The sequence below is a fragment of the Pseudomonas sp. MYb193 genome, assembly GCF_002966775.1.
In the GTDB taxonomy this organism is placed as follows: Bacteria; Pseudomonadota; Gammaproteobacteria; order Pseudomonadales; family Pseudomonadaceae; genus Aquipseudomonas; species Aquipseudomonas paracarnis.
On sequence record NZ_CP023269.1, the window covers coordinates 4,177,119 to 4,200,754 of the forward strand.

Here is a 23,636-nt window from a genome sequence, read left to right on the forward strand (position 1 = left end):
ACACCAGCCTAGGCAGCGTCGCGGCTCAAAAGGCGTTAGATAGTTGAACACACCACGGGCGAAAAAAAGCCCGCAGTGTGCGCGGGCGAAACCAACGAAGAGCATTTGGGGGTATGAAGCGAGGTGACGACTCAGCTACCGCGATAGGTGGAATAGCTGTAAGGCGAAATCAACAGGGGTACATGGTAATGCTCTTGCTCGGCGCTGATGCCAAAGCGCAGCACCACTACATCCAGGAAAGCCGGCTCCGGCAGCTGCACGCCACGGGCGCGGTAGTAATCGCCGGCGTTGAATTGCAGTTGGTAGACACCGCTGCGGTAATCGTCGCCTTGCAACAGCGGCGCATCGCAGCGGCCGTCGCTGTTGGTGGTGGCGGTAGCGACCAGCTCAAGCTGCGCACCTTCGACGCGGTACAGCTCAACCTTGATTGCGCTGCCGGGGCAACCGTGCGCGGCGTCCAAAACGTGTGTGGTCAAACGTCCCATGGCTTTTATGCGCCTCCCGAAGTCAGTCATAGAGAAACCCGCACTCTTTCAGGGCAGTGAAAAAGCCGGCGATGGCTGATTAAGACACTTTTCAGAAAAATTGTACACAATTAATTCAACAGCCCTCCAATCCCTTGTAGGAGCGAGCTTGCTCGCGAAAAACGCCAACGATGACGCGGGCTTTCAGGGTGAAAAGTGGCGCCCTCAGGTTATTTGCCAGCAAGCTCGCTCCTGCAGTGGGCTTTTTCATTTTAACCTGACCACTCAGGCAAGTTTCTTGCAGAGACCCGTAGAGAGCCCGTTCAGAAAAAATGCAGAAATGCAGGCTTACAAAGTTTGCAATAAGTTGTATACAATCACTCATCGCTGTGACGCCACTCAGTCATTTCACTGCCCGGACGCCACACACACCTGCTACCACGAACAAGAAGGAAGACTGCAGTGAGCGCTGACTACCCACGCGACCTGATCGGTTACGGCAGTAACCCTCCTCACCCCCACTGGCCGGGCAAGGCACGCATTGCGCTGTCGTTCGTACTCAACTACGAAGAAGGCGGCGAGCGCAACATTTTGCACGGTGACAAAGAGTCGGAAGCCTTCCTCTCGGAAATGGTCTCGGCTCAACCGCTGCAAGGCGAGCGCAACATGAGCATGGAGTCGCTGTACGAGTACGGCAGCCGTGCCGGTGTGTGGCGCATCCTCAAGTTGTTCAAAGAATTCGACATCCCGCTGACCATCTTCGCTGTGGCCATGGCCGCGCAGCGTCATCCGGATGTGATCCGCGCCATGGTCGCCGCCGGCCACGAGATTTGCAGCCACGGCTACCGCTGGATCGACTACCAGTACATGGACGAGGCCCAGGAGCGCGAGCACATGCTCGAAGCCATCCGCATCCTCACCGAACTCACCGGTGAACGCCCATTGGGCTGGTACACCGGCCGCACCGGCCCCAACACCCGTCGCCTGGTGATGGAGGAAGGCGGCTTCCTGTACGACTGCGACACCTACGACGACGACCTCCCCTACTGGGAACCCAACACCCCGAACGGCAAGCCGCACCTGGTGATCCCCTACACCCTGGACACCAACGACATGCGCTTCACCCAGGTGCAGGGTTTCAACAAGGGCGATGACTTTTTCGAGTACCTCAAGGATGCCTTCGACGTGCTGTATGCCGAAGGTGCCGAAGCGCCGAAGATGCTATCGATCGGCCTGCATTGCCGCCTGATCGGTCGCCCGGCACGCCTGGCCTCGCTCAAGCGCTTCATTGAATACGTCAAAGGCCATGATCAGGTGTGGTTCACCCGTCGCGTGGACATCGCCCGTCACTGGCACCAAACCCACCCTTTCCCGGGAGCGGCGAAATGACTGCGTTCCAGACCCTGAAACCTTCGACCTTGAGCCGCGACGCCTTCGTCCAGGCCTTTGCCGATATCTACGAACACTCGCCATGGGTGGCCGAACGGGCCTTCGACCTGGGCCAGGACGCGTCGATCGACCAGATCGAAACCCTGCACCAGCGCATGAGCGATATCCTGTTGAGTGCTGATCACGCCTCGCAACTGGCGCTGATCAATGCTCACCCGGACCTGGCCGGAAAAGCTGCCGTCCAGGGCCAACTGACCCAAGCCAGCACCGATGAACAAGCGGGCGCGGGTATTCACCAATGCACGGCCGAAGAGTTTTCTCGCTTCACCGAGCTGAATGAGGCCTACAAAGCCAAGTTCAAGTTTCCCTTCATCATGGCGGTAAAAGGCAGCAACCGGCATCAGATCCTCGCCGCGTTCGAAACGCGCATCCACAACTCGGCAGACACCGAGTTCAAGTGCGCGCTGGACGAGATCAACAAGATCGCGTTGTTCCGTTTACTGACCCTCTAGCAGTCCATCCCCAGCCACTCTATCTAAGGCAGACAAGAAGAATGAAAGCTTACGCCGTACCTTTCGAAAAGTTCGTCAACCTGGCCGACGCCCGCCTGGGCACCAAGATCATCTCGGTGACCGATGACTGGTTCGCTGACGCCAACCGCCTGTTCCAGCCGACCCCGGCCGTGTGGAAGGAGGGCGTTTTCGATGACAACGGCAAGTGGATGGACGGCTGGGAGTCACGCCGCAAGCGCTTCGAAGGCTACGACAGTGCGGTGATCCGCCTGGGCGTGCCGGGTTCGATCAAAGGCGTGGACATCGACACTTCATTCTTCACCGGCAACTTCCCGCCGTCGGCTTCCCTGGAAGCCTGCTTCCTGGCCTCGGGCGAGCCGGATGCCAACACCCAGTGGGTGGAAGTGCTGTCGGCCGTCGAGCTGCAAGGCAACAGCCACCACTACCACGAGATCAACAACGACCAGGCGTTCAGCCACCTGCGCTTCAACATCTACCCGGATGGCGGCGTGGCCCGTCTGCGTGTGTACGGCGTGCCGTTCCGCGACTGGTCTTCGGTGGGCGACAACGAACAGGTCGACCTGGCCGCCGCGCTCAATGGCGGTCGTGCCCTGGCCTGTTCCGACGAACACTTCGGCCGCATGAGCAACATCCTCAACCCGGGCCGCGGCATCAACATGGGCGATGGCTGGGAAACCGCGCGTCGTCGCACGCCAGGCAATGACTGGGTGATCGTCGCCCTGGGCCACCCGGGCGAGATCGAGAAAATCGTGGTCGACACCCTGCACTTCAAGGGCAACTACCCGGACACCTGCTCGATCCAGGGCGCCTTCGTGAAAGGCGGCACCGACAGCCAGATCGAAACCCAGTCGCTGTTCTGGCGCGAACTGCTGCCGGCGCAGAAGCTGGAAATGCACGCCGAACACACCTTCGCCGAGCAGATCAAGGCGCTGGGGCCGATTACCCACATCCGCTTGAACGTGTTCCCGGATGGTGGTGTGAGTCGCCTGCGGGTTTTGGGCAAAGTCGCCAAGTAAGCGGTGACCCCATCGCAGGCAAGCCAGCTCCCACAGGTGAATGCATTCCAAATGTGGGAGCGGGCTTGCCCGCGATAGCAATAGACCAAACAACACAGTATTCGGATAAGAAGACAGCCATGCGCACACTGATGATCGAACCTTTGACCAAAGAAGCCTTCGCCCCCTTCGGAGACGTTATCGAAACCGATGGCAGCGATCACTTCATGATCAACAACGGGTCGACCATGCGCTTTCACAAACTGGCCACGGTCGACACCGCGAAACCGGAAGACCACGCCATCATCAGCATCTTCCGCGCCGACGCGCAGGACATGCCGCTGACCGTGTGCATGCTGGAGAGACACCCGCTGGGCAGCCAGGCGTTCATTCCGCTGCTCGGCAACCCCTTTCTGATCGTGGTCGCGCCACTTGGCGATGAACCTGTATCGGGCTTGGTCCGCGCCTTCGTCACCAACGGCAGGCAGGGCATTAATTACCATCGCGGCGTCTGGCACCACCCGGTGCTGACGATCGAAAAGCGGGATGACTTCCTGGTGGTTGATCGCAGTGGCACAGGCAATAACTGCGATGAGCATTTTTTCAAAGAGGATGAGCGGTTGATCCTCGCCCCCCACCAATAAGAGAAGGTCTGATCACCCGACAACAAGGGTGACAGGCGAGAGGTAAAGACTGTGGAAGCACATCTGTTGGAATGGCTGAACCTGAGCGTGCGCTGGGTTCACATGATCACTGGCGTCGCCTGGATCGGCGCTTCTTTCTACTTCGTCTGGCTGGAAAACAACCTTAATCGCGTCAACCCCAAGAACGGCCTGGCCGGTGACTTGTGGGCGATCCACGGTGGCGGTATCTACCACCTGGAAAAATACAAACTGGCCCCGCCGACCATGCCGGACAACCTGCACTGGTTCAAATGGGAAGCCTATTTCACCTGGATGTCGGGCGTCGCGCTGCTGTGCGTGGTGTTCTACTTCAACCCGACGCTGTACCTGCTCGCCCCCGGCAGCAGCCTCAGCGGTACCGAAGGCGTGTTGCTGGGCATCGGCTCACTGTTCGCCGGCTGGTTCATCTACTCCTTCCTGTGCGACTCGGCCCTGGGCAAACGCCCCGCCCTGCTCGGCTTGATCCTGTTCGTGCTGTTGATTGCGGCGGCTTACGGCTTCAGCAAGGTGTTCAGCGGCCGCGGTGCCTACCTGCACGTGGGTGCAGTGATCGGCACGATCATGGTGGGCAACGTGTTCCGTATCATCATGCCGGCCCAACGCGCGCTGGTGGCGGCCATCGCCGAGAACCGCACGCCCGACCCGGCGCTGCCGGCCAAAGGTCTGCTGCGCTCACGCCACAACAACTACTTCACCTTGCCGGTGCTGTTCATCATGATCAGCAACCACTTCCCGAGCACCTATGGCAGCCAATACAACTGGCTGATCCTGGCCGGTATCGCGGTGGCAGCAGTGTTGGTGCGCCATTACTTCAACACCCGGCATGACAGCCAGAAGTATGCATGGACCTTGCCCGTGGGCGCCTTGGCGATGATCAGCCTGGCCTACGTGACCGGGCCCAAGCCGGCTGAACCGATTGCCAAGGCACCGGCTGCCATCGAGTACCAACCCCTGCCAGAAACCGCACTGGGCGGTGGCTTGAAACCGGCCGCGCCTGCCGCACCCGCCGCTGAACCGGCACCGGCCCAGGCCACCACGGACTTCGGCCAGGTGCACCACGTGATCGAGCAACGCTGCACCGTGTGCCATTCGGCCAAGCCCACCAGCCCGCTGTTCAGTACGGCCCCGGCTGGGGTGATGTTCGACACACCGGCACAGATCCAACAGCAGGCGGCGCGGATTCAAGCGCAGGCCGTGGCCAGCCAGATCATGCCGCTGGGCAACATTACCCAGATGACCCAGCAGGAACGGGATTTGATCGGCACCTGGATCAATCAGGGGGCCCGTACCAACTGACTGTTTCACACCGTTCCCATGTGGGAGCTGGCTTGCCTGCGATAGCGGCAGATCACCAACGCTTTCGGTGACTGACACACCGCCATCGCAGGCAAGCCAGCTCCCACAAGGGAGATCAGTGATGGCTTGAAGATTAAGTTTCATCCGGCAATTGAATGCCAAACAACACAAAAATAAAAAGATTCGAGGTGTTGCATGTCCCAGTTAGAAACGCAGACTCCTGCCGCGCCCGCCATGGTGCGGCTGCCCCTCTTGCAACTGATTCTGGTAGGCCTGCAACACGTCTTGCTGATGTACGGCGGTGCCGTCGCCGTGCCCCTGATCATTGGCCAGGCCGCCGGCTTGAGCCGTGAAGAAATCGCCTTTCTGATCAACGCCGACCTGCTGGTGGCCGGTATCGCCACCATGGTGCAGTCGTTCGGCATCGGCCCCATGGGCATCCGCATGCCCGTGATGATGGGCGCCAGTTTCGCCGCCGTGGGCAGCATGGTCGCCATGGCCGGCATGCCCGGCATCGGTTTGCAGGGCATCTTCGGCGCGACCATCGCCGCCGGGTTCTTCGGCATGCTAATCGCACCGTTCATGTCCAAGGTGGTGCGCTTTTTCCCGCCGCTGGTGACCGGTACGGTGATCACCGCCATCGGCCTTTCGCTGTTTCCCGTGGCGGTGAACTGGGCCGGCGGGGGCAGCGCCGCCGCCACGTTTGGCTCGCCGGTCTACCTGGCGATTGCCGCCCTGGTACTGGCCACGATCTTGCTGATCAACCGCTTCATGCGCGGCTTCTGGGTGAACATCTCGGTACTGATCGGCATGGGCCTGGGTTACGCGCTATGTGGTGTGATCGGCATGGTCGACCTCAGTGGCCTGGCCCAGGCGCCGTGGGTGCAGGTGGTGACGCCGTTGCACTTTGGCATGCCCAAGTTCGAGTTGGCGCCGATCCTGTCGATGTGCCTGGTGGTGGTGATCATTTTTGTCGAGTCCACCGGCATGTTCCTCGCCCTGGGCAAGATCACCGGCCAGGAGGTCACGCCGAAGATGCTGCGACGCGGCCTGTTGTGTGATGCCGGCGCGTCGTTCTTTGCCGGCTTCTTCAACACCTTTACCCACTCCTCCTTCGCGCAGAATATCGGCCTGGTGCAGATGACCGGCGTGCGCTGCCGCTCGGTCACGCTCATGGCCGGCGCGTTCTTGATCGTGCTCAGCCTGTTGCCCAAGGCGGCCTATCTGGTGGCTTCAATTCCACCTGCGGTGCTCGGCGGCGCGGCGATTGCGATGTTCGGGATGGTGGCGGCAACCGGGATCAAGATTCTGCAGGAAGCCGACATCGCCGACCGCCGTAACCAGTTGCTGGTGGCAGTGAGTATCGGCATGGGCCTGATCCCCGTGGTACGCCCGGAGTTCTTCGCACAGCTGCCGTTGTGGATGAGCCCGATTACCCACAGCGGCATCGCCATGGCCACCCTCAGCGCGCTGTCGCTCAACATCCTGTTCAACATCCTCGGCGGCGCTGAGCGCCCCGAAGTCGCGCATACGCATTGATTCCTTTGTTAGTACAAAAATAACAACAAACAGGGAACCCCCACATGCACAACCTTGACATGGGGCCGGCCACACGCCGCGCCCCATTCTTGCCCCTCGCGCTCTGTTACAGCGCACTTGAGCCCAGGCCTGGGAGCCAGTATTCTCCGCGCCCGCTCGAATCGACTCAAAAAAAAACAGCGAATGTAAAAGCTGACCTCAAGGCCAACTTATCCCGGCCTGATGTTTGCTGCCAAAGTGCGCAAAAGTCCCCTGAATTCGACTGCATCCGCTGCAGCCGACGGGGATTTTTTGGCTTTTTAAACACCTTGGCGCAGCTCTTGCTAAAAGCATCAAAGCTGACCGAACAGACGATTTTTGCAGCGAACCAAAAGGCGCCATACCAGAGCGCCTGCGTAGAAGAAAAAAAACCATAAAACTTTAACTCGGGAGCAACCGAATGAAACCCATGTTCAAAGGCCTGATGCTGGCAGGATCACTGTTGGCCGGTGGCCAGGCCGTCGCCGGTGACTTGTTGCAGTGGCAAAACAACAGCCTGACTTATCTGTGGGGCAAGAGCTTTACCGTCAACCCGCAGATCCAGCAAACCGTCACCTTCGAACATGCCGACGCATGGAAGTACGGCGACAACTTCTTCTTCCTCGACCGTATCTTTTACAACGGCAAGGAAGACGGCAATGTCGGCCCGAATACTTACTACGGCGAGTTCAGCCCGCGTTTGTCGTTCGGCAAGATCCTGGACAAGGACCTGTCGTTCGGCCCGATCAAGGACGTGCTGCTGGCCTTCACCTATGAGTTCGGCGAGGGCGATAACGAGTCCTACCTGCTGGGTCCGGCATTCGACTTGAACATCCCCGGTTTCGACTACTTCCAGTTGAACTTCTACCAGCGCCAGACCGAGGGCAATCGTCCGGGTGACGGCGTGTGGCAGATCACTCCGGTCTGGTCCTACACTATTCCCGTGGGCAATTCCGACGTGCTGATCGACGGTTTCATGGACTGGGTGGTGGATAACGACAAGAACGCCCGCGGCACTTATCACGCCAACCTGCACTTCAACCCGCAGGTCAAATACGACCTGGGCAAGGCGCTGCATTGGGGCGACAAGCAGTTGTATGTGGGTTTTGAATACGACTACTGGAAGAACAAGTACGGGATCGAGGATTCGGGGGCATTCAAAACGACTCAGGACACAGCAAGCTTCCTGGTCAAATACCACTTCTAAAGGTTGATCGTGGTTCCCTGTGGGAGCTGGCTTGCCTGCGATCGCGATATGTCTGTGCCAGCAGTGTTGGCTGGCATACCGCTATCGCAGGCAAGCCAGCGCCCACATTCAGTTCGGCGTCAGGCCCAGGAAACGGGTGATTTCTTCGCGCTTGGCCAGCGCATCCTTGCGCCCCAGTTCGATCAACTCACTGCAATATCCCGCCTCGAACAACAGATAGCTCAACACTCCTGCCCCGCTGGTCTTGGTTGCCCCAGGCCCGCGTAAAAACACACGCAACGCCGCCGGCAATTCCTGGCGATGTCGCGCGGCGATTTCATCGATGGGCTGGCTGGGGGCAATCACCAACACCTCTACCGGCGCCAGGCCCTGCACCGCCGCATCCGCAGGCACGACGCGGCTGAACTGGTTCAAGCGCTCCAGCAGCTCGATATCGCTTTCCAGGCTGTCAATGAAGGTGCTGTTGAGCATGTGCCCGCCGATTTGCGCCAGGGTCGGTTGCTGGCCGGTGTAGGTGCGTTGCGTCGAGGCTTCATTGCCCCTTGGGTTGCCGCTCACACCGACGACCAATACGCGGCTGGCCCCCAGGTGCAAGGCCGGGCTGATGGGCGCTGACTGCCGCACTGCGCCATCGCCGAAGTACTCTTCATCGAGTTTGACCGGAGCGAACAACAGCGGAATCGCCGAACTCGCCAGCAAGTGCTCCACCGTCAGTTGGGTCGGCACGCCGATCCGCCGATGGCGCAGCCAGGCATCGATGGTGCCGCCGCCCTGATAGAAGGTCACCGCTTGCCCGGACTCATAACCAAAGGCCGTCACCGCCACCGCCTGCAAGTGCTGGCGGCGGATCGCCTCGTCGATGCCGTCCAGGTTCAAGCGCGCTTGCAGCAAGTCGCACAGTGGCGAGCTGTCGAGCAACGCCACCGGCACCTGGCGACCCAGGCCCAACAGGCTATGGATCAGGAAGCGACTGGCCTGGCGTATCACCCCCGGCCAATCGCTGCGCAGCACCTGATGGCTGCGAAAGCCCTGCCAGAATGCGGTCAGCCGCTGGACAGCCGCGCAGAAGTCACTGGCCCCACTGGCCAGGCTCACCGCATTGATCGCGCCGGCGGAGGTGCCGACGATCACCGGAAAAGGATTCGCTGCCCCTGGCGGCAGCAATTCGGCAATCGCCGCCAGCACCCCCACCTGATAAGCCGCTCGCGCCCCGCCGCCGGAAAGAATCAAGCCTGTGACCGGTTCCGCTGGGCGCATTGCGTCACTCCATGGTGAGAAGGGGTTGGGATTATCGACGGCGCTTTTCGTACAGCTTGGGCTCACCCGGCGGCCGACTCTTGAAGCGGCGATGGGTCCACAGGTATTGCTCGGGGCATTCGCGCACCGAGGCTTCGACCCACTGGTTGATGCGCAGGCAGTCGATCTCGTCGGTTTCACCCGGGAAGTCGGTCAGCGGCGGATGGATCACCAGGCGGTAACCGCTGCCGTCAGCCAGGCGCTCCTGGGTAAACGGCACCACCAGCGCCTTGCCCAGGCGTGCGAACTTGCTGGTGGCGGTGACGGTGGCGGCCTGGATGCCGAACAGCGGCACGAAGATGCTTTGCTTGGCGCCGTAGTCCTGGTCTGGCGCGTACCAGATGGCGCGGCCGGCGCGCAGCAGCTTGAGCATGCCGCGCACGTCGTCACGCTCCACGGCCAGGGAATCGAGGTTATGGCGTTCACGGCCACGGCGCTGGATAAAATCGAACAACAGGTTGCCGTGTTCGCGGTACATGCCATCGATGGTGTGCTTCTGCCCCAGCAGCGCCGCGCCGATTTCCAGGGTGGTGAAGTGCAAGGCCATGAGGATCACGCCTTTGCCTTCCAAGTGTGCCTGGGTGAGGTGTTGCAGCCCTTCGACATGGGCCAGGCGCGCCAGGCGCGGCTTGGGCCACCACCAGCTCATGGCCATTTCAAAGAAGGCGATACCGGTGGAAGCGAAGTTTTCCTTGAGCAGGCGTTTGCGTTCCTTGGCGGATTTTTCCGGGAAGCACAGTTCAAGGTTGCGCGCTGCGATACGGCGACGATCACCCGCCACACGGTACATGCCCGCACCGAGCAGGCGACCAATGGTCAACAATGCCCGGTACGGCAACTGGGTGACCAGCCACAGCAGGCCGAGCCCCAGCCATAGCAGCCAAAAACGCGGGTGAAGAAATACAGCTCGAAAACGCGGGCGATCCATTACAGATTCCGGTAAAGACAAGGGCCGCGCATTCTACAACGGTTCGACTCGGCTTGCGGCGGGTGAGTGTTCTCGTTATAAGTCTCGACACTTTTCGTGACAAGCCGCTTTCGCCGACCATGAGCCAAACCGAACCGCTAGACCAAGATCCCGTGTTCCAGCTAAAAGGCAGCATGCTCGCCATTACCGTGCTGGAACTGGCCCGCAATGACCTCGACGCCCTGGACCGCCAACTGGCCGCCAAGGTCGCCCTGGCGCCGAACTTCTTCAACAACGCCCCGCTGGTGCTGGCGCTGGACAAGCTGCCGGCTGGCCAGGGCGTGATTGATTTGCCCGGCCTGATGCGCGTATGCCGTTCCCATGGCCTGCGCACCCTGGCCATCCGCGCCAGCCGCATCGAAGACATTGCCGCCGCCATCGCCATTGAACTGCCAGTACTGCCGCCGTCCGGCGCCCGCGAGCGTGCGCTGGAACCATTGGTCGGCGAAGAAAAGAAAAAACCGGAAAAACCACCCGAGCCTGCGATCAGGCCTACAAAGATCATCACCTCGCCGGTACGCGGCGGGCAGCAGATTTACGCCCAGGGTGGCGACCTTGTGGTGGTCTCCTCGGTCAGCCCGGGGGCGGAACTTCTTGCCGATGGCAACATCCATGTATACGGCCCGATGCGCGGACGCGCCCTGGCCGGCATCAAGGGGGATACCAAGGCACGTATTTTTTGCCAGCAGTTGACCGCCGAGCTGGTTTCCATCGCGGGTCAGTACAAGGTTTCCGAAGATTTGCGCCGCGATCCACTGTGGGGCGCTTCGGTACAGGTCAACCTGTCGGGCGATGTGTTGAACATCATCCGTCTTTAACGGATACTGCCGCATTTTCCAAGCATCTCTAGACTCTGATAGCAAAGCGAAACCGGCAAGACTTGTGTAGGACTTTTTGGAAGTTGGTGTTTTCCCATGGAAACCCCGTCTTTTTCCTGCAAAGGCTGTCCGCCTGCGGCGAGTTCCAAGAGATGTTTTTCAGGGACCGAAAGTCCTTTTTCCTTAGGGGTGAAACACCTTGGCCAAGATTCTCGTGGTTACATCCGGCAAGGGTGGTGTGGGTAAGACCACCACCAGCGCCGCTATCGGTACCGGCCTCGCTCTGCGCGGCCACAAGACAGTCATCGTCGACTTCGACGTCGGTCTGCGTAACCTTGACCTGATCATGGGCTGCGAGCGTCGCGTGGTGTATGACTTCGTCAACGTGGTGAACGGCGAAGCCAACCTGCAACAGGCCCTGATCAAGGACAAGCGCCTTGAGAACCTGTACGTACTGGCCGCCAGCCAGACCCGTGACAAAGACGCGCTGACCAAAGAAGGCGTCGGCAAGGTTCTCGCCGAGCTCAAGGAAACCTTCGAATACGTGGTCTGCGATTCTCCGGCCGGTATCGAAACCGGTGCTCACCTGGCGATGTACTTCGCCGACGAAGCCATCGTGGTAACCAACCCGGAAGTCTCCTCGGTACGTGACTCGGACCGTATGCTCGGCCTGTTGGCCAGCAAGTCCAAGCGCGCCGAAGAAGGCCAGGACCCGATCAAGGAACACCTGCTGCTCACCCGCTACAACCCGGAGCGCGTCAACAACGGCGAAATGCTCGGTGTTGAAGACGTGAAGGAAATCCTCGCCGTGACCCTGCTGGGCGTGATTCCGGAATCCCAGGCCGTCCTGAAGGCATCCAACCAGGGCGTACCGGTGATTCTCGACGACCAGAGCGACGCCGGCCAGGCGTACAGCGATGCCGTGGATCGCTTGCTGGGCAAGACCGTGGAACACCGCTTCCTCGATGTCAAGAAGAAGGGATTCTTCGAGCGTATCTTTGGAGGCAACTAAACAATGAAATTTCTCGACTTCTTTCGCGCCAACAAAAAGCCAAGTACCGCGTCGGTAGCGAAAGAGCGTCTACAGATCATCGTGGCGCACGAACGCGGCCAACGCAGCACGCCGGATTACCTGCCAGCCTTGCAGAAGGAACTGGTCGAGGTGATCCGCAAGTACGTCAATATCGGCAACGATGACGTGCATGTCGCCCTGGAAAATGACGGCAGCTGCTCGATTCTGGAACTCAATATCACCCTGCCCGATCGTTGATCGAAAGGGCGGTCGCCACGGCGGCTCGGTCACCTTGATCCCTTTTGGGGAACCGGGTGGGCGAGCCGCCGTTGGCGTTTGTTACGAGGCTGTTTAATGCCGCTGTCCAATATCCATATCCTGCATCAGGACGACGCTGTCCTGGTGGTGAACAAGCCGACCCTGCTGCTCTCGGTGCCTGGTCGCGCCGACGACAACAAGGATTGCCTGATCACCCGCCTGCAGGAAAACGGCTACCCCGAAGCCCGCATCGTCCATCGCCTGGACTGGGAAACGTCAGGGATCATCCTGCTGGCCCGGGACGCGGATACCCACCGCGAACTGTCCCGCCAGTTTCACGACCGCGAGACCGAAAAGGCCTACACCGCCCTGGCCTGGGGCCAACCGGCACTGGACAGCGGCAGCATCGACCTGCCCCTGCGCTATGACCCGCCGACCAAGCCCCGCCACGTGGTCGACCATGAGTTCGGCAAACATGCACTGACCTTCTGGAAAGTACTGGAGCGTTGCGGCGACTGGTGCCGCGTGGAACTGACACCCATCACTGGGCGCTCGCACCAGTTGCGCGTGCATATGTTGTCCATCGGGCATCCGTTGCTGGGTGACGGTCTGTACGCCCATGAACAAGCCCTGACCGCCTGGCCACGCCTGTGCCTGCATGCAAGCATGCTCAGCTTCACCCATCCGCAAAGCGGCGAGCGCCTGCGCTTCGAGTGCCCAGCCCCTTTTTGAAGGGCTGATGCGGTCAAATGTGGGAGCTGGCTTGCCTGCGATATCGGCGTGCCAGCCAATACATCTGGCACAGAAAGACCGCTATCGCAGGCAAGCCAGCTCCCACAGGGTTTGGTGTGGTTCTCGGCCCTGCACGCTCACTCCAAATATCTGGCCAATACGGTAAACTCTCGCCACTGCTGTCTGGAGCTATTTATGCGCGAAGCGTTGAATCAAGGCCTGATCGACTTCCTCAAGGCCTCCCCTACTCCTTTTCATGCCACTGCCGCCCTGGCCCAACGCCTGGAAGCGGCCGGTTACCAGCGTCTCGACGAGCGCGATACCTGGACCACCGAGGCCAACGGTCGCTACTACGTGACCCGCAACGATTCCTCGATCATCGCCTTCAAGCTCGGCCGCCAATCGCCGCTGCAGGACGGTATCCGCATGGTCGGCGCCCATACCGACAGCCCGTGCCTGCGGGTCAAGCCCCAGCCGGAGCTGCAACGCCAGGGCTTCTGGCAACTGGGCGTGGAAGTCTACGGCGGCGCGCTGCTGGCGCCCTGGTTCGACCGCGACCTGTCCCTGGCCGGGCGTGTCACCTTCCGCCGCGATGGCAAGGTCGAGAGCCAACTGATCGATTTCAAGCTGCCGATCGCCATCATTCCCAACCTGGCCATTCACCTCAACCGTGAAGCCAACCAGGGCTGGGCAATCAATGCCCAGACCGAGCTGCCGCCGATCCTGGCGCAGTTTGCCGGTGACGAGCGCGTGGATTTTCGCGCCGTGCTCACCGAACAGTTGGCCCGCGAGCATGGGTTGAATGCCGATGTGGTACTCGACTACGAGCTGAGCTTCTACGACACCCAAAGTGCCGCCGTGATCGGCCTCAATGGTGACTTCATCGCCGGGGCGCGCCTGGACAACCTGCTGTCGTGTTACGCCGGTTTGCAAGCCTTGCTCACCAGCGACACCGACGAAACCTGCGTGCTGGTGTGCAACGACCACGAAGAAGTCGGCTCCTGCTCGGCCTGCGGTGCCGATGGCCCGATGCTGGAACAGACCCTGCGTCGCCTGCTGCCAGAAGGTGAGGAATTCGTACGCACCATCCAGAAATCCCTGCTGGTGTCGGCAGACAACGCTCACGGTGTACACCCCAACTACGCCGAGAAACACGACGCCAACCACGGCCCGAAACTCAACGCCGGCCCGGTGATCAAGGTCAACAGCAACCAGCGCTACGCCACCAACAGCGAAACCGCCGGGTTCTTCCGCCACCTGTGCATGGCCCAGGAAGTGCCAGTGCAAAGCTTCGTGGTGCGCAGCGACATGGGCTGCGGCTCGACCATCGGCCCCATCACCGCCAGCCACCTGGGCGTGCGCACCGTGGACATCGGCTTGCCGACCTTTGCCATGCACTCGATCCGCGAGCTGTGCGGCAGCCATGACCTGGCGCATCTGGTCAAGGTGCTGGGGGCGTTCTACGCCAGTCGCGATTTACCCTGAGACCCAGGCGCGCCCATCGCGGGCAAGCCCGCTCCCACATTTGATCTGTGAATGCATTTCAGTGTGGGAGCGGGCTTGCCCGCGATGGGTTTCCAAACAGATATAAGGCTATCTGACTCACATCAACTGCACTTCTGCCAATCCGGCCTAGACTTGTCAGAACTTCCAGTCCGACAAGGCCGCCCCTCGCCATGATCTCAATGTCCTCATTCCACGCCATGCTGATCCCCATCGTGATCGGCATGATCATGCTCGCGGTCGGCTTCAACTTTCGCGACAAGCCTCTGGGCGTGTTTGGCATGTGGATCGGCATGCTGTTGATCCTCGGCACCGTGCTCTACAAGATCCTCGCCAAACTGGCGCAGTGACAAATGCGCTCGCATTGGGCATAGCGGCCTCGTACACTCGGTCAATTCGTCGTTTTCAAGGTTGACCGCCTCGTGTTCTCCCGTCTGTTTGCCCTGCCCTGCTACCTGCTGATCGCCCTGCTCACGCTGCTGCCAGTGATGCCCGCCCAAGCCGTGGGCTTGCCCGGGATGCTGGGCGGCTCCAGCAAGACCCAACCCCAGGCGGAAGTGCCCCTGGGGCAGTCGCTGGACGAAGTGATCAAAACCCTGGAAAACGACCAACAGCGCACCCAGTTGCTCAGCGACCTGAAGAAACTGCGCGCCGCCACGCAAAAGGCCCAGCCCGCCGCCGAACTCGGGGTACTCGGGTTGATCGGCAGTACGCTGTCGGGCTTTGAGCAGCAGTTTTCCGGCGCCGACAGCCCGTTGGGGCGCTGGTCCAATGAAGTCGACCTGGCCAAGGATGAACTGGCCGCCCTGATGTTGCCGGCCAGCGAATGGCTGCCGATCATCTTCGGTTTTGCCGTGATCCTGGCCGTATGGAGCCTGCTGGCCGCTGCGCTGATCTGGCTCAGCCACCGAGTGCGCGAGCGCTTCGGCCTGCCCGAAGAGCTGCCGCAGCACCCGCGCACCTGGGACATGTTGCGCTTTGCCCTGCGCAAGCTGGGCCCCTGGCTGATCGCTTTGGTGATTACGGTTTACCTCAGTTACGCCCTGCCTTCCTCCCTGGGCAAATCCCTGGCCATGGTGCTGGCCTATGCCTTGGTGGTCGGCACCTGTTTCTCGGCAATCTGCGTGATTGCGTTCTCCGTACTCGACGGCCCGCACCGCCACCGCGCGCTGTATATCCTGCGCCACCAGGCATTCCGCCCGCTGTGGTGGATCGGCAGTTTTGCCGCCTTCGGTGAAGCCTTGAGCGACCCGCGCCTGGTTGCCGCGCTCGGCCAGCATCTGGCCCACACCGCCGCGACCGTGGCCAATGTCATGGCGGCGTTGTCCACCGGGGTGTTTATCCTGCGTTTCCGCCGACCCATCGCGCACCTGATCCGCAACCAGCCGCTGTCGCGCCGACTGACCCGCCGCGCCCTCACCGATACGCTGTCGATCATCGGCACCTTCTGGTACATCCCGGCTCTTCTGCTGGTGGGCATCTCACTGTTCGCCACCTTCCTGTCGGCCGGCGACACCAGCACCGCCCTGCGCCAGTCGTTGCTGTGCACGGTGCTGCTGGTGTTGTGCATGGTGATCAACGGCCTGGTGCGCCGCCACGCTCTCAAGCCACAACGCGGGCACAAACGCCACGCGCTGTACTCCGAACGCCTCAAAGGCTTTGTCTACACCCTGGTGCACCTGGTGGTGTGGCTGGTATTTATCGAACTGGGGCTGCGGGTCTGGGGCCTGTCGATGATTCGCTTTACCGAAGGTGAAGGTCATGAAATAGCCGTGAAGCTGTTCGGCCTCGGTGGGACCTTGTTGTTTGCCTGGCTGATCTGGATCCTCAGCGACACGGCCATTCACCACGCCCTGACCCGCTCGCGCAAAGGCCTGGCCAACGCGCGTGCGCAAACCATGATGCCGCTGATCCGCAACGTGCTGTTCGTGACCATCTTTATCATCGCCGCCATCGTGGCCTTGGCGAACATGGGTATGAACGTCACGCCCCTGCTGGCCGGTGCGGGCGTGATCGGTATCGCCATTGGCTTTGGTGCGCAATCGCTGGTGGCGGACTTGATCACCGGCCTGTTCATCATCATCGAAGACTCCCTGGCCATCGACGACTACGTGGACGTCGGCGGCCACCTCGGTACCGTAGAGGGCCTGACCATCCGTACCGTGCGCCTGCGCGATATCGACGGCATCGTGCACACCATCCCGTTCAGCGAAATCAAGAGCATCAAGAACTACTCCCGCGAGTTCGGCTACGCGATCTTCCGGGTGGCGATCCCTTACAACATGGAAATCGACGACGCGATCAAACTGATGCGCGAGGTCGGCCATGCCATGCGCAACGACCCGCTGCAACGCCGCAATATCTGGTCGCCGCTGGAGATCCAGGGCGTGGAAAGCTTCGAGTCCGGCAGCGCGATCCTGCGCGCACGCTTCAAGACCGCGCCGATCAAGCAGTGGGAAGTGTCGCGGGCATTCAACCTGTCGCTCAAGCGGCATCTGGATGAAGCTGGGCTGGACCTGGCGACACCGCGCTTGAGCGTGCAAGTGCTGACCGCCGGCAGCGTGCAGGAGAAAGATCCACAACAATAAGCAAGGAGAGGTTGGTATGCGAATGAACGGTCTGACACACCAATGGGTTTTGGGTCTGCTCGGCGCGGTCGCGAGCAGTGCAGTGATCGCCGCCAGCAGCGGCCAGGACAGTGCCCGGGAAACCATTGCCGCCCAGGCAAAAATCCTCGAACCCAGCCTGTTGGAAACCCGCCGCGATATCCACGCCCATCCGGAACTGGGCAATACCGAAACCCGCACCGCCGAGTTGGTCGCCAAACAGTTGCGCGAACTCGGCCTTGAGGTGAAGACCGGGGTGGCCCGCACTGGCGTCGTCGCCATCTTGAAAGGCGCCCTGCCCGGCCCGACCGTGGCCCTGCGCGCCGACATGGATGCGCTGCCGGTCAAGGAAGTCGCCGACCTGCCCTTCGCCTCCAAAGCCAAGGGCACCTACCTGGGCAAAGAAGTCGACGTGATGCACGCCTGCGGCCACGACGCCCATACCGCTATCCTGCTGAGCACTGCGAAGATTCTTACCGGGATGCGCGAGCGACTGCCCGGCACCGTGGTGTTTTATTTCCAACCGGCCGAAGAAGGCCCCAGCGACTTTATCCCCGACGGCAAGAACACCTGGGGTGCGAAGATGATGGTGCAGGAAGGCGTGATGAAAGCGCCCAAGCCCGATGCGGTGTTTGGCCTGCATGTGTGGGCCGGTGTGCCTGCCGGGCAAATCGCCTACCGCCCGGGCCCCACCCTGGCCAGCTCCGATGACCTGCGCATCAGGATCCTCGGCAAACAGACCCACGCCGGCCGCCCCTGGGACGGTATCGACCCGATCACCGTTGGCGCGCAAACCATTGTCGGCCTGCAGACCGTGGTCAGCCGCCGTACCGATATTTCGTCATTCCCCTCTGTGGTGAGCATCGGCACCATCAACGGTGGCACCCGCTATAACATCATCCCCGAGTCGGTGGACATGAGCGGCACCATTCGCTCCTACGACTACGGTATCCGCCAGAAGCTGCATGCAGACGTGCGTCAAACCGTAGAGAAAATCGCCGAAAGCGGTGGCGCCAAGGCCGAAGTGACGATCATCGAGAAGTACGACCCCACCATCAACAACCCGGCGCTGACCGAGAAAATGCTGCCGAGCCTGCGCTGGGCGGCTCAGGATGACGTGGTGCAGGGCCCGTTGGTGGGTGGTGCCGAAGACTTCTCGTTCTATGCCAAGGAGGCGCCGGGGCTGTTTGTCTTCCTGGGGGTGACCCCAAGGGACCAGGACATGAGCAAGGCGGCGCCGAATCACAACCCAGGGTTCTTTGTGGATGAGTCGGCGTTGGTGGTGGGCGTGAGGACGCTGGCGTCGTTGGCGACGGATTACCTCTATACCCACACATCACTGTAATGCTTGATGTGGAGATGGCTTGCCCCCGACAGCTGTGTGTCAGCTAAACATTGGCTGGCTGATACACCGCAATCGGGGGCAAGCCCCCTCCCACATTTGAACCCAGGTGAATCAGTTGGCGAGGGCCGCGCCATCCATTTTCTGGCGCAGGCTCAACGGGCGCATGTCGGTCCACACTTCCTCGATATACGCCAGGCACTCCTTCTTCATGCCACTCTTGCCCACGGTGCGCCAGCCTTCCGGCACGGCCTTGTAGTCGGGCCAGATCGAATACTGTTCTTCATGGTTGACCACTACCTGAAAGAGGATGTCGTCGCGGTCAAATACTGAGGTCATTGCTGTTCTCCGTTGCTCAAAGGCTGGCTGCGCACCACGCGCAGCACTGATATCTGTAGAAACGTACCAAGGGCCTGGAAAATTACAGGCTGGCCACGGCCGCCGCCAAGGCGCGCCCGAAAATCTCAGCCACCTGGTCGACTTCGCCAGCGGTGATCACCAGCGGTGGCAGGAAACGCACCACACTGCCATGGCGCCCGCCCAGTTCCAGGATCAGCCCGCGCTTGAGGCATTCGCGCTGCACCAGCGGCGCCAGCTGGCGATGCACCGGCGGGTGGCCCTGACTATCAGGCGTGCCAGTCGGGTCTACCAGTTCCACCCCCAGCATCAGCCCACGCCCACGGATATCCCCCAGGTGCGGGAAGTCGCGCTGCAGGATGCGCAGGTGCTCGCCCAGGCGCTCGCCCATGGTCGCCGCATGGCCTGCCAGGTCGTGATCCTTGAGGTAGCGCATCACCGCCGAGCCCGCCGCCATCGCCATCTGGTTGCCGCGGAAGGTCCCGGCATGGGCGCCCGGCAGCCAGGTGTCGAGCCAGTCGCGATACACCACCACCGCCAACGGCAGGCTGCCGCCAATCGCCTTGGACATGACCACCACGTCCGGAATGATGCCGGCGTGTTCGAAGGCAAACATTTTGCCGGTACGCCCAAAACCGCTCTGGATCTCATCGACGATCAGCGCCACCCCCGCTTGCGCGGTGATACGGCGCAGGCCACGCAGCCAGTCGAGGTCCGCCGGGATCACACCGCCCTCACCCTGGACCACTTCGACAATCACCGCCGCTGGCAACAGCACGCCGGCTTCCGGGTCGTTGAGCAGGTTTTCCAGGTAATGCAGGTTGACCCGCACACCTTCGGCGCCACCCAGCCCAAACGGGCAACGGTAGTCATACGGGAATGGCAGGAATTGCACGCCATTGCCGAGCAAGGCGCCCAAGGGTTTCTTTGGCCCCAGGCTGCCCATCAAACTCAGCGCGCCCTGGCTCATGCCGTGATAGCCGCCCTGGAACGACAGCACGGTGCTGCGCCCGGTGGCAGTGCGCACCAGCTTCAACGCGGCTTCCACCGCATCAGTGCCGCTGGGGCCGCAGAACTGGATTTTCGCTTCTCGCGCCAGTTCCGATGGGAGCAAACCGAACAGGTCCTGCACGAATTGATCCTTGACCGGTGTAGTCAGGTCCAGAGTATGCAGGGGCAGTTCGTCGCTCAGCACTTGCTGGATGGCCTGGATCACCACCGGGTGGTTATGCCCCAGCGCCAGGGTTCCGGCGCCGGCCAGGCAGTCGATAAACCGACGCCCCTCCACGTCCTCCACGTAAATGCCCTTGGCGCGTTTGAGTGCCAGGGGGATGCGCCGTGGGTAGCTGCGGGCGTTGGATTCCTGCTGGCGCTGGCGGGCCAGCAGCGGGCTTTCGTCAAACTGATAGAGCGTTTCCGCGGCCTGCACCGGGGCGTCTTCGATACGGCTGGTAGCGACTGACATCTCTGGATCCCTCAATACGCTGATGATCGTGACCAAACTGCCGATCCGTTGGCGTCTGGCCCAAGGGCATGCGCACGGATTTCCTGTTGTGGAGACGCTTCAGGTGCACGGGGATTTAGGAGGTTGGTCGGATATTTACCGATAGTGGGGAGATTAAAATGTGGGAGCGGGCTTGCTCGCGAAGGCAGTGTGTCAGTCGCTGCATCTGTTACGGCACTACCGCTTTCGCAGGCAAGCCAGCCCCACATTTGAACAGCGCTCAGCTCCGAAGCCCGCGGTATTTTTCATTCAGCGCATAAAGAATCGCGCACGTCTCTGCATCCAGGAATCCACAATAATCCCGTGGCCGAAAGTGCATCTGGAACGCCCGGGTGCGCTGTTCAAAGGCCCGGCGATTCTGCGCGGGCTTGTAGCCATAACGCTGAAACGCCCGCTCCACTTCGACCTCCTGCGGCAAGCCGAGACAAAAGCGGCGCTGGTACATCGCCCGGCTCGATTCATCAAACCAGGCCCCGATGCCGGCCTCATGCAGCACACGCCAGGGCAACCGAGGCCCAGGGTCGCTCTTGCGCCAGTAGGCCACGTCCGAATGCCCGAGCCAGTCAGTGGGGCCCACCTGCGGATAGCGCTCCAGCAGGTCGCGAAGCAATTCAATCAGTAGGTCAATCTGTGCCGGTGCGTACTCCGGAAAGGTAAAGACCCCCGCTTCATCCCGCGCCAGGTTGACGATTTCAATGCCCACCGAGCGGCTGTTGAGATCGGCCTTCCCCGCCCAATAGCTCACGCCTGCGTGCCAGGCGCGCTGGTCCTCGTTCACCAGGCGAAACACCCGCAGCTCTTCATAACCGGCAGCGCGGTAGCTGGGTTCAGCGGGGTCGGGCAGCAGATAGTGGGCGCTGACGCCATCTTGGGTGAGGGTGCGTAGCGAGGAAGCAAAGGGCGCGGCCGTGTAGTGCACAAGCACCTGCTGCACGGATTCGCCGCGGCGGTCGTTGAAATCCCTGGCGGGGAAACTGGTGTCGATCACCAACATAAGAACAGTCCTTTTCAATTCAGGCCGACTCATTCGGCCCGTTCAAGCGCAAAAAAATTACCGCCATCCTGAAGGCTTGAGCCTCAGGCGGGCGGTAATTATTTGCCACGTGAATAGGACTGCTCAGCGCCGCAACGGCATGCCCAGGTCGACCCGCATACCATCGGGCTGGCTGTCGAAGTGCAACGAGCAGGAACAGCGCTGCACGATCGCCTGGACAATCGCCAGGCCCAGGCCACAGCCTTCGCTGCTGCCATTGCGCCAGAAGCGTTGGGTGAGGTATTGCAGGTCTTCGCTGGAGATCTGCTGGCCATGGTCACGCACGCGGAACACCACATTATCCGGGGTAGAAAACACCTGCAGTTCCACGCGGGTATCGGCCGGGGTATGGCGCAAGGCGTTGTCCAGCAGGTTACGCAAGGCCGCGACGGCAAGGCCCACAGGCATTGCCACTGGAACAGGGGAAAGATCCGGCGCCAGGATCAGATCAATGCGTGAATTGTCGCCGGCGTTGGCATCCTGGATCGCCAACCGGGCGACTTCCTCGGCACTGGACTGCAGGCCATCGTCAAACGACAGGCTACCCTCCACCCGCGCCAGCAACAACAGTTGCTCCAGGGTGCGATGCAAGCGATCGGCGCCCTCCTCGGCGTGCGCCAGGGACTGGTCGCGGGCAGCTCCCTCGGTCATGCGCGCGACTTGCAGGTGGGTCTTGATCGCGGTCAACGGGCTGCGCAGTTCATGGGCGGCGTCACCGGTCAAGCGACGTTCGCGCTCGATGGTCTTGGCGATGCGCTGCAGCAATTGGTTCTGGGTGTCGAGCAACGGCTTGAGTTCACTGGGCAGCGGGTGAATCTGCAGAGGCTCGAGGGAGTCGACACTGCGCCGCATCAGGGCATCCCGCATACGGTTGAGCGGCACCAGGCTCTGGCCAATGCCCAGCCACAACAGGCACAGGCAGCCCAGCAATGCCACGCCGACCGGCACCGACGCCGCCAGCAGGATCGACAGGTTGAGGGCTTCACGCTCCACCTGGCGGTCGGCGGTGGTGATCAGCAAGTCGCCACGGGACAGGGTAAAACTGCGCCAGCCCACGCCGTCGATGATCTGGTCGCGAAAGCCGCTGCGGCGCGACTCCAACCCTTCCTCCGGCGTGGTATGGCTGCGCGCCAGGATCTCGCCACGCAAGGAGCTGACCTGGCAAGCCATGCCACCCGGCACATTCAGTTGTTCGGTGCGCAAATGCGCGCCCCCGCTGACGCTGGCCAGGCCCGGCATCTGCTCGGTGAGCCCGGCTACCATGCGCGCCGAAGCCACCAGACGCTGGTCGAGGGAAAACATCATCTGGTTGCGCAAGTCGTTGAGCATCCAGGCGGCCGCCAGCACCCAGATCAGTACAAAAGCGGCGCCCAGCTTGAACGTCAGGCGCAGACGCAAGCTCATCACGGCGTGTTTTCTCCGCCATCAGCCGTGCCGAGGCGATAGCCCAGCCCCCTGACGGTTTCGACGATGCCATTGCCCAACTTGCGCCGCAGGTGGTGGATATGCACGTTGAGGGCGTTGCTTTCCAGTTCGTCGCTGAAGCCGTAGACGCTGTCCTTGAGCTGTTCGCTGGACAGTACGCGGCCCTTGTTGTGCAACAGCGCCTGCAACAACGCCTGTTCACGCCGGGACAGGTCCACCGGCTGGCCGCCGAGGAAGGTCTCGCGGCTGCTGGGGTCGTAGGCCAGGCGGCCATGTTCGATCAGGTTGACGCTGCGCCCCGCCACCCGGCGCAACAGGGTTTGCAGGCGGGCGGCGAGTTCGCGCAAGTCGAAAGGCTTGAGCAGGTAGTCGTCGGCGCCGGCTTGCAGGCCGTCGACGCGGTTGGTCACCGAGTCCCGCGCGGTGAGGATCAGCACCGGAATCTCCAACCCCTGGCTGCGCTGTTGTTGCAGCAGCTTGAGGCCGTCTTCGTCGGGCAGGCCGAGGTCGAGCACCATGATGTCGAAGGCCGCGGCCTTGAGCATTGCCCGCGCAGCCGAGGCCGTGGCCACGCGCTCCACGGTAAAGCCCTGGGCGGTCAGGCCGGCCACGATGCCACTGGCGATCAGTTCGTCGTCTTCACAGACCAGTACGTGCAT

At 61.4% G+C, this 23,636-nt stretch carries 24 protein-coding genes; 16 read left to right on the forward strand and 8 right to left on the reverse strand.

Features of this window, described 5'->3' with window-relative positions; genetic code table 11:
• Nucleotides 1-131 precede the first annotated feature (131 nt).
• On the reverse strand, nucleotides 132-485 hold the full coding sequence (gene uraH / locus CLM72_RS18960; protein WP_034126134.1) for a hydroxyisourate hydrolase: 354 nt from the start codon (nucleotides 483-485) through the stop codon (nucleotides 132-134).
• Between the two features lie 441 nt (nucleotides 486-926).
• Between uraH and puuE the strand changes: the two genes are divergently transcribed.
• The 8 genes from puuE to CLM72_RS19000 all read left to right on the forward strand — a co-directional run bounded on the left by puuE (nucleotide 927) and on the right by CLM72_RS19000 (nucleotide 8,124).
• Entirely contained in the window at nucleotides 927-1,853 is a 927-nt protein-coding gene (gene puuE, locus CLM72_RS18970; RefSeq protein ID WP_014719292.1) for an allantoinase PuuE, read from the forward strand.
• The gene (gene uraD / locus CLM72_RS18975; RefSeq protein WP_105227529.1) at nucleotides 1,850-2,365 is read left to right on the forward strand and encodes a 2-oxo-4-hydroxy-4-carboxy-5-ureidoimidazoline decarboxylase; all 516 of its coding nucleotides are present in this window, start codon (nucleotides 1,850-1,852) and stop codon (nucleotides 2,363-2,365) included. The genes puuE and uraD overlap by 4 nt, the downstream gene beginning before the upstream one ends.
• Before the next feature lie 41 nt (nucleotides 2,366-2,406).
• Nucleotides 2,407-3,402: an allantoicase gene (gene alc / locus CLM72_RS18980; protein WP_017137848.1), complete on the forward strand. Its 996-nt coding sequence runs from the start codon at nucleotides 2,407-2,409 to the stop codon at nucleotides 3,400-3,402.
• A gap of 119 nt (nucleotides 3,403-3,521) precedes the next feature.
• Entirely contained in the window at nucleotides 3,522-4,025 is a 504-nt protein-coding gene (locus CLM72_RS18985; RefSeq protein WP_014719295.1) for an ureidoglycolate lyase, read from the forward strand.
• Between the two features lie 51 nt (nucleotides 4,026-4,076).
• On the forward strand, nucleotides 4,077-5,360 hold the full coding sequence (locus tag CLM72_RS18990; protein WP_105227531.1) for a urate hydroxylase PuuD: 1,284 nt from the start codon (nucleotides 4,077-4,079) through the stop codon (nucleotides 5,358-5,360).
• A gap of 195 nt (nucleotides 5,361-5,555) precedes the next feature.
• Entirely contained in the window at nucleotides 5,556-6,899 is a 1,344-nt protein-coding gene (locus tag CLM72_RS18995; RefSeq protein ID WP_032896003.1) for a nucleobase:cation symporter-2 family protein, read from the forward strand.
• 44 nt (nucleotides 6,900-6,943) lie between these two features.
• The gene (locus CLM72_RS28805; RefSeq protein WP_146120435.1) at nucleotides 6,944-7,315 is read left to right on the forward strand and encodes a hypothetical protein; all 372 of its coding nucleotides are present in this window, start codon (nucleotides 6,944-6,946) and stop codon (nucleotides 7,313-7,315) included.
• Nucleotides 7,316-7,338: 23 nt separating this feature from the next.
• A complete protein-coding gene (locus CLM72_RS19000) occupies nucleotides 7,339-8,124 on the forward strand; it encodes an outer membrane protein OmpK (RefSeq protein WP_003192827.1) in 786 nt (261 codons plus the stop codon).
• Nucleotides 8,125-8,232: 108 nt separating this feature from the next.
• On the opposite strand, the gene CLM72_RS19005 is transcribed toward CLM72_RS19000, so the two are convergent.
• A complete protein-coding gene (locus CLM72_RS19005) occupies nucleotides 8,233-9,381 on the reverse strand; it encodes a patatin-like phospholipase family protein (RefSeq protein WP_105227533.1) in 1,149 nt (382 codons plus the stop codon).
• Between the two features lie 31 nt (nucleotides 9,382-9,412).
• A complete protein-coding gene (locus CLM72_RS19010; RefSeq protein ID WP_105227535.1) occupies nucleotides 9,413-10,348 on the reverse strand; it encodes a lipid A biosynthesis lauroyl acyltransferase in 936 nt (311 codons plus the stop codon).
• A gap of 119 nt (nucleotides 10,349-10,467) precedes the next feature.
• On the opposite strand from CLM72_RS19010, the gene minC reads away from it, so the two are divergent.
• The 8 genes from minC to CLM72_RS19045 all read left to right on the forward strand — a co-directional run bounded on the left by minC (nucleotide 10,468) and on the right by CLM72_RS19045 (nucleotide 18,661).
• Nucleotides 10,468-11,205 carry a septum site-determining protein MinC gene (gene minC / locus CLM72_RS19015; protein WP_003192832.1) on the forward strand — a complete coding sequence of 246 codons (738 nt, stop codon included), beginning with the start codon at nucleotides 10,468-10,470 and terminating at the stop codon, nucleotides 11,203-11,205.
• A 199-nt stretch (nucleotides 11,206-11,404) separates the two neighbouring features.
• Nucleotides 11,405-12,217 carry a septum site-determining protein MinD gene (minD, locus tag CLM72_RS19020; RefSeq protein WP_003192835.1) on the forward strand — a complete coding sequence of 271 codons (813 nt, stop codon included), beginning with the start codon at nucleotides 11,405-11,407 and terminating at the stop codon, nucleotides 12,215-12,217.
• A gap of 3 nt (nucleotides 12,218-12,220) precedes the next feature.
• Complete coding sequence (gene minE / locus CLM72_RS19025; RefSeq protein ID WP_003175252.1) at nucleotides 12,221-12,475, forward strand: cell division topological specificity factor MinE; 255 nt, start codon at nucleotides 12,221-12,223, stop codon at nucleotides 12,473-12,475.
• 96 nt (nucleotides 12,476-12,571) lie between these two features.
• A complete protein-coding gene (locus CLM72_RS19030; RefSeq protein ID WP_057700864.1) occupies nucleotides 12,572-13,207 on the forward strand; it encodes an RluA family pseudouridine synthase in 636 nt (211 codons plus the stop codon).
• Between the two features lie 195 nt (nucleotides 13,208-13,402).
• A complete protein-coding gene (locus CLM72_RS19035; protein WP_105227537.1) occupies nucleotides 13,403-14,692 on the forward strand; it encodes a M18 family aminopeptidase in 1,290 nt (429 codons plus the stop codon).
• Nucleotides 14,693-14,883: 191 nt separating this feature from the next.
• Entirely contained in the window at nucleotides 14,884-15,060 is a 177-nt protein-coding gene (locus CLM72_RS29005; protein ID WP_164692207.1) for a hypothetical protein, read from the forward strand.
• 72 nt (nucleotides 15,061-15,132) lie between these two features.
• Nucleotides 15,133-17,298 (forward strand): mechanosensitive ion channel family protein, encoded by a 2,166-nt coding sequence (locus tag CLM72_RS19040; RefSeq protein WP_105227539.1) that lies wholly within the window; start codon nucleotides 15,133-15,135, stop codon nucleotides 17,296-17,298.
• A 16-nt stretch (nucleotides 17,299-17,314) separates the two neighbouring features.
• Nucleotides 17,315-18,661, forward strand: coding sequence for an amidohydrolase (locus CLM72_RS19045; RefSeq protein WP_105227541.1), 1,347 nt, complete (start codon nucleotides 17,315-17,317; stop codon nucleotides 18,659-18,661).
• Nucleotides 18,662-18,772: 111 nt separating this feature from the next.
• Here the strand turns inward: CLM72_RS19045 and CLM72_RS19050 are convergent, their stop codons facing one another.
• The 5 genes from CLM72_RS19050 to CLM72_RS19070 all read right to left on the reverse strand — a co-directional run bounded on the left by CLM72_RS19050 (nucleotide 18,773) and on the right by CLM72_RS19070 (nucleotide 23,636).
• Nucleotides 18,773-18,997, reverse strand: coding sequence for an MbtH family protein (locus tag CLM72_RS19050; protein ID WP_003192847.1), 225 nt, complete (start codon nucleotides 18,995-18,997; stop codon nucleotides 18,773-18,775).
• Between the two features lie 82 nt (nucleotides 18,998-19,079).
• Nucleotides 19,080-20,480 carry an aspartate aminotransferase family protein gene (locus CLM72_RS19055; protein ID WP_105227543.1) on the reverse strand — a complete coding sequence of 467 codons (1,401 nt, stop codon included), beginning with the start codon at nucleotides 20,478-20,480 and terminating at the stop codon, nucleotides 19,080-19,082.
• Between the two features lie 259 nt (nucleotides 20,481-20,739).
• Nucleotides 20,740-21,513 (reverse strand): N-acetylmuramoyl-L-alanine amidase, encoded by a 774-nt coding sequence (locus CLM72_RS19060; protein WP_105227545.1) that lies wholly within the window; start codon nucleotides 21,511-21,513, stop codon nucleotides 20,740-20,742.
• A gap of 123 nt (nucleotides 21,514-21,636) precedes the next feature.
• Entirely contained in the window at nucleotides 21,637-22,956 is a 1,320-nt protein-coding gene (locus tag CLM72_RS19065) for an ATP-binding protein (protein WP_020302232.1), read from the reverse strand.
• Nucleotides 22,956-23,636, reverse strand: a complete 681-nt coding sequence (locus tag CLM72_RS19070) for a response regulator (RefSeq protein ID WP_032895992.1) — start codon at nucleotides 23,634-23,636, stop codon at nucleotides 22,956-22,958. Before CLM72_RS19070 ends, CLM72_RS19065 begins: the two co-directional genes overlap by 1 nt.

What these genes read in the sequence shown, in the direction of transcription:
- CLM72_RS19035 (WP_105227537.1), top strand. Translation starts at nt 13,403, where the DNA reads ATGCGCGAAGCGTTGAATCAAGGCCTGATCGACTTCCTCAAGGCCTCC.
- minE (WP_003175252.1), top strand. Translation starts at nt 12,221, where the DNA reads ATGAAATTTCTCGACTTCTTTCGCGCCAACAAAAAGCCAAGTACCGCG.
- CLM72_RS19065 (WP_020302232.1), bottom strand. Translation starts at nt 22,956, where the DNA reads ATGAGCTTGCGTCTGCGCCTGACGTTCAAGCTGGGCGCCGCTTTTGTA.
- uraH (WP_034126134.1), bottom strand. Translation starts at nt 485, where the DNA reads ATGGGACGTTTGACCACACACGTTTTGGACGCCGCGCACGGTTGCCCC.
- minC (WP_003192832.1), top strand. Translation starts at nt 10,468, where the DNA reads ATGAGCCAAACCGAACCGCTAGACCAAGATCCCGTGTTCCAGCTAAAA.
- CLM72_RS19055 (WP_105227543.1), bottom strand. Translation starts at nt 20,480, where the DNA reads ATGTCAGTCGCTACCAGCCGTATCGAAGACGCCCCGGTGCAGGCCGCG.
- CLM72_RS19030 (WP_057700864.1), top strand. Translation starts at nt 12,572, where the DNA reads ATGCCGCTGTCCAATATCCATATCCTGCATCAGGACGACGCTGTCCTG.
- CLM72_RS28805 (WP_146120435.1), top strand. Translation starts at nt 6,944, where the DNA reads ATGCACAACCTTGACATGGGGCCGGCCACACGCCGCGCCCCATTCTTG.
- CLM72_RS19005 (WP_105227533.1), bottom strand. Translation starts at nt 9,381, where the DNA reads ATGCGCCCAGCGGAACCGGTCACAGGCTTGATTCTTTCCGGCGGCGGG.
- CLM72_RS19060 (WP_105227545.1), bottom strand. Translation starts at nt 21,513, where the DNA reads ATGTTGGTGATCGACACCAGTTTCCCCGCCAGGGATTTCAACGACCGC.
- alc (WP_017137848.1), top strand. Translation starts at nt 2,407, where the DNA reads ATGAAAGCTTACGCCGTACCTTTCGAAAAGTTCGTCAACCTGGCCGAC.
- CLM72_RS19010 (WP_105227535.1), bottom strand. Translation starts at nt 10,348, where the DNA reads ATGGATCGCCCGCGTTTTCGAGCTGTATTTCTTCACCCGCGTTTTTGG.
- CLM72_RS19045 (WP_105227541.1), top strand. Translation starts at nt 17,315, where the DNA reads ATGCGAATGAACGGTCTGACACACCAATGGGTTTTGGGTCTGCTCGGC.
- CLM72_RS29005 (WP_164692207.1), top strand. Translation starts at nt 14,884, where the DNA reads ATGATCTCAATGTCCTCATTCCACGCCATGCTGATCCCCATCGTGATC.
- CLM72_RS19050 (WP_003192847.1), bottom strand. Translation starts at nt 18,997, where the DNA reads ATGACCTCAGTATTTGACCGCGACGACATCCTCTTTCAGGTAGTGGTC.
- CLM72_RS19070 (WP_032895992.1), bottom strand. Translation starts at nt 23,636, where the DNA reads ATGCACGTACTGGTCTGTGAAGACGACGAACTGATCGCCAGTGGCATC.
- CLM72_RS19000 (WP_003192827.1), top strand. Translation starts at nt 7,339, where the DNA reads ATGAAACCCATGTTCAAAGGCCTGATGCTGGCAGGATCACTGTTGGCC.
- CLM72_RS18985 (WP_014719295.1), top strand. Translation starts at nt 3,522, where the DNA reads ATGCGCACACTGATGATCGAACCTTTGACCAAAGAAGCCTTCGCCCCC.
- CLM72_RS18995 (WP_032896003.1), top strand. Translation starts at nt 5,556, where the DNA reads ATGTCCCAGTTAGAAACGCAGACTCCTGCCGCGCCCGCCATGGTGCGG.
- uraD (WP_105227529.1), top strand. Translation starts at nt 1,850, where the DNA reads ATGACTGCGTTCCAGACCCTGAAACCTTCGACCTTGAGCCGCGACGCC.